The sequence below is a fragment of the Myroides indicus genome (assembly GCF_004364575.1).
In the GTDB taxonomy this organism is placed as follows: Bacteria; Bacteroidota; Bacteroidia; order Flavobacteriales; family Flavobacteriaceae; genus Flavobacterium; species Flavobacterium indicum_A.
On sequence record NZ_SOAG01000053.1, the window covers coordinates 1 to 7009 of the forward strand.

General features: G+C 33.4%; 7 protein-coding genes. 5 read left to right on the forward strand and 2 right to left on the reverse strand.

The features are described 5' to 3' along the window. Positions 1-214: 214 nt before the first annotated feature. Positions 215-1459 (reverse strand): peptidase T, encoded by a 1245-nt coding sequence (pepT, locus tag C8P70_RS13375; protein WP_133713810.1) that lies wholly within the window; start codon positions 1457-1459, stop codon positions 215-217. Between the two features lie 130 nt (positions 1460-1589). Here pepT and C8P70_RS13380 point away from each other — a divergent pair, with 130 nt between their 5' ends. From C8P70_RS13380 to C8P70_RS13390, 3 genes are all read left to right on the forward strand, one after another. Then, on the forward strand, positions 1590-2429 hold the full coding sequence (locus C8P70_RS13380) for an alpha/beta hydrolase (protein WP_133713811.1): 840 nt from the start codon (positions 1590-1592) through the stop codon (positions 2427-2429). 105 nt (positions 2430-2534) lie between these two features. Further along, a complete protein-coding gene (locus tag C8P70_RS13385; protein ID WP_133713812.1) occupies positions 2535-3116 on the forward strand; it encodes a pseudouridine synthase in 582 nt (193 codons plus the stop codon). Between the two features lie 12 nt (positions 3117-3128). Then, the gene (locus C8P70_RS13390; RefSeq protein ID WP_133713813.1) at positions 3129-4127 is read left to right on the forward strand and encodes a cation diffusion facilitator family transporter; all 999 of its coding nucleotides are present in this window, start codon (positions 3129-3131) and stop codon (positions 4125-4127) included. Positions 4128-4130: 3 nt separating this feature from the next. Here the strand turns inward: C8P70_RS13390 and C8P70_RS13395 are convergent, their stop codons facing one another. Beyond that, positions 4131-4913, reverse strand: a complete 783-nt coding sequence (locus C8P70_RS13395) for an ABC transporter ATP-binding protein (protein WP_133713814.1) — start codon at positions 4911-4913, stop codon at positions 4131-4133. 139 nt (positions 4914-5052) lie between these two features. Between C8P70_RS13395 and C8P70_RS13400 the strand changes: the two genes are divergently transcribed. Both C8P70_RS13400 and C8P70_RS13405 read left to right on the forward strand, forming a co-directional pair. Further along, positions 5053-5904: a transketolase gene (locus C8P70_RS13400; protein WP_133713815.1), complete on the forward strand. Its 852-nt coding sequence runs from the start codon at positions 5053-5055 to the stop codon at positions 5902-5904. Positions 5905-5926: 22 nt separating this feature from the next. Beyond that, entirely contained in the window at positions 5927-6880 is a 954-nt protein-coding gene (locus tag C8P70_RS13405) for a transketolase family protein (RefSeq protein ID WP_133713816.1), read from the forward strand. Positions 6881-7009: the final 129 nt, after the last annotated feature.

Genomic DNA, 7009 nt, shown 5'->3' on the forward strand with positions numbered 1-7009 from the left:
AAGCTTTAGATACATTTCCTAAATGTTGTGCTAATTCTAACACGCCCAACTTGTTTTTGATGATTTTTTGTTGTGTAGTCATAATACTTAATCTTATTTTAAAGTTATTCAATTTTATTGTAACTGTCAGATTAAGTATTGATTAATTCAGCTTAAGGCTAAAAAGGATATACTAAATATATCCTTTTTAGTAGATTATATTGCATAATATAGATTACTCATATCTTGTTGCTGTCAACTCTGCTATTTTTACAATTACTTCAGTTGCTTTTTGCATACTTTCGACAGGTACATATTCATACTTTCCATGAAAATTATGACCACCTGCAAAAATATTTGGACAAGGCAAACCTTTATATGAAAGTTGAGAACCATCTGTTCCGCCTCGGATAGCCTTAATCAAAGGTTTTATTCCTAGATCTTTCATAGCTTGTTCAGCAATATCTACAATATGCATTACGGGTTCTATTTTTTCGCGCATATTGAAATACTGGTTCCCAATTTCGTATTTCAAAATATCCCCTCCAAATTTTTTACTATACTTTTTATTAATTTTTTTTGCTATTTTTTCTATTAATTTTTTTCGTTGTAAATACTTTTTCATGCTGTGATCACGAATAATAAGTTCTACAACTGACTCTTCAATACTTCCTGTGATGTGATGTACGTGAAAAAAACCTTCATATCCGGTTGTTTTTTGAGGGACTTCATCTTTTGGTAATTTTGATAGGAATTTATTAGCAAGCAGGATAGAATTAATCATTTTGCCTTTAGCATATCCCGGGTGTACACTTTTTCCTGAAAATGTCAATTTGGCGTATCCTGCATTAAAGTTTTCATATTCTAATTCCCCTATCTGACTTCCATCCATAGTATAAGCCCAATCTGCACCAAACTTTTCAACATCAAATAAATGTGCTCCTCTTCCTATTTCTTCATCTGGAGTAAAACCAATTTTAATTGTTCCGTGTTTAATTTCAGGATGTTGGATTAAATACTCCATTGCAGATACAATTTCAGTAATTCCTGCTTTGTCATCTGCGCCTAATAATGTTGTTCCATCTGTAGTAATCAAAGTTTGACCTTTGTATTGTAAAAGATCTTTAAAGTAAGAAGGAGATAATACAATATTTTGCTCTTGATTAAGTATAATATCTCCCCCGTCATAGTTTTTAACAATTTGAGGTTTTACGTTAGCTCCGCTAAAGTCTGGAGAGGTGTCAAAATGAGCAATAAAACCAATAGTAGGGACATCGTGTTTTACATTGCTTGGCAAAGTAGCCATAATGTAAGCATTCTCATCAATAGTTACATCATCTAAGCCTATTTGCTTTAGTTCCTCAACAAGTTGATTTGCTAAATTCCATTGTTTTTCTGTACTGGGACATGTATTTGAATTTGGATCAGATTCTGTGTCAACAGTTACATAACTTATGAAGCGGTCTATAATATTTTGCATATTGTATTATATTTATAAAAGAACAAAAATACAAATTAATTAAACAAAAAGGTAATGATAGATCGTTTTATGAAAATGGGATTGGAAAATTAAAAGTGTATATTTGGATTAAAAGAAATTATACTTGCATATGAATAAATTATTAACAACATTACTTTTATTTTTAATAGCTTTGAGTTCTTTCGCAGTAAATCCAGTTAAAGAGTACATAGATCACCCTGAAAACACAAAAATGAAATACGAAGAAGTAGATATTCTTACTTCAGATAAGTATACATTAAAATCATGGATTTGTTTTCCGAATAAAGAAGATGACTTGCATAGAGTGTTAATTCTGTCTTATGGTGATACTGGGAATATGTCCTATTGGTTGAGGCAAACACTAGAAATAGTTAAACAAGGGTATACAGTGGTAATGTTTGATTATCGTGGTTTTGGAAAAAGTCAGGCTTTTGATACTGACGAAAATACCTTGTATTACGATGAATTTACAAGTGATTTAGAAGCAGTTTTAAAATATACAAAATCAAGATTTAAACAAAAAACGGGTATTTGGGCACTTTCTATGGGAACAGTTGTAGCAACTAATCTATATGCTGAAGAATCGTTTGATTATATGATTGCGGAAGGTTTTGTGGCAAGTCCAAAAGAAATAACTCAAAAAATCAATAAACACTTAACCAAACAAATGGTTCTGCCTCCAAGTGCAGAACAATACGAAAAAAAGCTGAGCCGTTTATCTTTGCCGATATTACTTTTTGCAGGAGACAGAGATGGCTTAACAACTCCTGAAGATAGTTATAGAGTGAAATTTTTAAACCCTAAAAGTGATATTGTTATTTTTAAAGGAGGACATCTACAAGGATTTCAAGCTTTGTCAAAAGATTATCACGGACAGCGCTATATTGAAGCAATTAATAAATTTTATAACACTGTATTTTTAGAGAATTCCACATCAGCTAACCATTAAACAAAAAAAATAAATTTAGTTTAGACTTAAAATTATAATAGAATCCTAATTAAAATCCGGAGTGATTATTTTTAACTTTGTCCGATCACATAATTCGCAAATGGAATGAATCAAAAGGAGGAAAGAAAACATAAACATTATGCCTTGTATAAGCCCCATGGTTATATAAGCCAGTTTATTTATGAGAAGAAGAGAAAAAAGCGAAAATTGGGTGAACTCTTTAACTTTCCGATTGGAACAATGGCAATTGGAAGGCTGGATGAAGATTCGGAAGGGTTACTCTTACTTACAACAGACGGAACGCTAAGTGAACGTGTCAGAAGCTCACATTATGAGAAAGAATATTTTGTGCAGGTTGATGGAAAAATAACTGATGAAGCGCTAAATCTATTAAGAAACGGAGTCTTAATTGGTGTAAAAGGAGTAAAATATTTGACAAAGCCTTGTTGTGTAGAAATCTTACCTCAATTGCCACATTGGATAGGTGAAGGAAGAAAAATAAGAGATGAAAGACATGGTCCTACCAGCTGGATAAAAATAATATTGACTGAAGGAAAATTTAGACAAGTTCGAAAAATGACGGCAAGTGTAGGATTTGCTACATTAAGATTAGTGAGGGTTAGGATTGGAAATATTACCTTGAAAGAAATGAAGGTTGGAGAAGTAAAAGAAATACTAGTTTTATAAAAAAGTAAAAATATGAATACAAAAGCAAAAGATAATTTTCAGTTTCAGAAAATTGTGGCAATTGTCAGTATATTGCTTTTTGTAATAAAAATGGGAGCATGGATGCTGACTCAGTCTGTTGCTATTTTGACTGACGCATTAGAAAGTATAATTAATATTGTCAGTGGATTTGTAGGATTGTATAGCTTGTATTTATCGTCTTTGCCCCGAGATAAGAATCATCCTTATGGACATGGAAAAGTAGAATTTATTTCAGCTTCGCTAGAAGGTGCTCTAATTATTGTTGCAGGAGGAATAATTATTTTTCAAGCAATACAAAATCTGATAAATCCCCATCCGATAGACAAATTGGATTATGGGATTGTTTTAGTAGCAATAACTGCTGTCATTAACTATATTCTGGGTTTGTATGCCATTAAAAAGGGTGAGAAAAATAAATCATTAGCTTTAGTTGCGGGTGGGAAACACCTTCAATCCGATACATACTCTACTCTTGGGATTATTATAGGATTGATTTTATTATATTTTACGGGGTATTATTGGTTAGATGGAGCGGTTGCTTTACTTTTTGCTATTATAATAATTGTCACGGGGTGTAAAATTGTCCGCAAAGCAATTTCCGGAATCATGGATGAAACGGATGAGCAGTTACTTAAAGAAGTAGTTGCAGATTTACAGAAAAATCGTCGTGAAAATTGGATTGATTTGCACAATTTGCGTATTATAAAGTATGGCAGTGTATTGCACTTTGATTGTCATATGACTGTCCCATGGTATTTTACAATTGTAGAAGGGCATAAAGAAGTTGAGCTTTTAGAAAAGGAAATTTCCGAAAAGTTTGGAGATGATTTAGAACTTTTTGTTCATATGGATGACTGTAAGTCTTTTTCGTGTCAAATCTGTTCAAAAAGGGACTGTCCGTTCCGACAATCTTCCTTTGAAAAACAAATAGAGTGGACGATTGAAAATATTTCTGCTAATAAAAGGCATAATAGAGTGGCCGAAAGATAATTTTTACTTAACAATAAAACGCCTTTGATCTCGGTCAAAAAATAAATTATTATCGTTAAAAAAATAGTCAAAAACACCTTTTTTTATTAAAGTATCAGACGTTCCTTGTATATTAAAATTTGATTTCAAGACAATGATTTCATCGCTCAATTGTAGACTTAAATCCATGTCGTGGCTAGAAAAAAGAATAGCTTTATCTTCTTCTTCTGCTAATTTTTTTAGCAGCTTGAATAGGCTGACTTTATGGTTTAAATCCAAATGATTAGTGGGTTCATCCAAAATAATTACAGGAGTGTTCTGAGCAATTGCTCTTGCAATTAGTATACGCTGTAGCTGTCCGTCCGATAATTGTGAAACTTTATAGCTTATTAAATCTTCAATATTGGTTAGTGTTATAGCCTTATCAATCCAGAACCAGTCTTCTGAAGTGAGATGAATACTCCAGTTTGTGTAGGGTGTACGTCCTATTTTAAGTAATTCTTTAACTGATAGATTAGAATATGGGATCTTCTCTGTTAGTACGATACTTATATATTTAGCTCGTTCTTGTGTGCTGTATTTACTTATACTTTTCTCCTCTAATAATACATTTCCTTTCAGAATGTGATTCCCCGAATACAACGCCTTTAGTAGTGTTGATTTTCCGATCCCGTTTACTCCCAATAAAGCAGTTAAAGTACCAATTTTCAACTGGATATTTACTTTCTCCTGTATTATTCTTTCTGTAGCTTTATTTGTTTGGTAACCAATTGCTAAATCAGTAGTTTTTAAAATAGTTTTTTGCATACAGAGAATTTTTAAACTTCAACAAACTTAAGGTATTATTTATAAAACTGGTAGAATAAGTGGTTAAAATGAAAAGACGAGATGACTTAAAAGCTAAATAATCTTATCTTTGCCAATGAAAAAATCTATTTATTAAGTAATGAAACCTAACACACAACAATTAACTGAATTAACTACACAAGTAAGACGGGATATTCTAAGAATGGTTCATGCTGTAAATTCCGGACACCCGGGAGGTTCTCTAGGATGTGCGGAGTTTTTTGTGGCTTTGTACCAAAATATCATGAACAGAAAGGAAGAATTTAATATGGATGGGAGAGATGAGGATATATTCTTCTTGTCAAACGGACATATTTCGCCTGTTTTTTACAGTGTTTTATCAAGAAGCGGTTATTTTCCGGTAAGTGAATTAGCAACTTTTAGAAAAATAAATTCCCGTTTGCAAGGGCATCCTTGTACACATGATAATCTGCCTGGTATTCGTATGGCATCTGGTTCTTTAGGACAGGGACTGTCCGTTGCATCAGGAGCGGCTCAGGCTAAAAAACTGAATAATGATGATCATTTGGTGTATGTATTGTTAGGAGATGGAGAATTGCAGGAAGGACAAAACTGGGAAGCAATCATGTATGCATCTGCCAAAAAGATAGATAATTTGATTGCTACAGTAGATTTAAATGGAAAACAAATTGACGGACCAACTGATGAAGTATTGAATTTAGGGTCTGTAAAAGCTAAGTTTGAAGCTTTTGGTTGGGATGTGTTGGAAATAGAAAAAGGAAATGATATAGCATCTGTTTTAAAAGGATATGAAGAAGCTAAATCCAGAACAGGAAAAAACAAACCTGTTTGTGTGCTTTTACATACAGAAATGGGAAATGGCGTGGATTATATGATGGGAACCCACGCTTGGCACGGAAAGGCGCCTAATGATACTCAATTGGAAGAAGCTTTGAAACAAAATCCGGAAACGTCTTTTGGCGATTATTAATCCTTTAAATTTTTGATTTATAATGAAAAAATATACAAATACAGGAAGTAAAGATACACGTTCGGGATTCGGAGCCGGATTAACTGAGTTAGGGCAAAAAAATGAAAACGTTGTTGCCCTTTGTGCCGATTTAATAGGATCGCTAAAAATGGATGAGTTTAAAAAGAATCATCCGGATAGATTTTTTCAGGTTGGAATTGCAGAAGCAAATATGATTGGGGTAGCAGCAGGATTAACTATTGGAGGTAAAATTCCTTTTACCGGAACATTTGCTAATTTTTCTACCGGAAGAGTTTACGATCAAATTCGTCAATCTGTTGCTTATGCAGAAAAAAATGTAAAAATTTGTGCATCTCATGCTGGATTGACGCTAGGAGAAGACGGAGCTACACATCAAATACTGGAAGATATTGGATTGATGAAAATGTTGCCGGGAATGGTTGTTATTAATCCTTGCGACTACAATCAAACCAAGGCTGCTACTTTGGCAATTGCTGATTATAAAGGACCTGTTTATTTAAGGTTTGGACGTCCGGTTGTGCCTAATTTTACATCGGAGGATCAAAAGTTTGAAATTGGGAAAGCGGTTTTATTAAGTGAGGGAGATGACGTTACTATTTTAGCAACAGGACATTTGGTTTGGGAAGCGCTGCAAGCTGCAGAAGAATTAAAAAAACAAGGAATTTCTGCCGAAGTAATCAATATTCATACGATTAAGCCACTGGATGAAAGTGCAATTTTGAAATCAGTAGCTAAAACAGGTTGTGTGGTTACAGCAGAAGAACATAATTTTTTAGGAGGCCTAGGTGAAAGTGTATCTAGAGTTTTGAGCTTGAATAATCCTTTGCCTCAAGAATTTGTTGCTGTGAACGATACGTTTGGAGAATCCGGAACACCAGAACAATTGATGGACAAATACGGATTGAATGCTAATGCTATAGTAGAGAAAGTAGAGAAAGTAATAAGCCGAAAATAGAAATTAATCAAAACGAAAAAAGCGAGGCTAGCCTTAGGAGTGGTCGGAAGAAATTCTGACCACTCTTTTTTTATATAATAGGTACTTTGTTAGGGTCTCCCCCAGTTAAAGCAACAATAAGTGCAATAA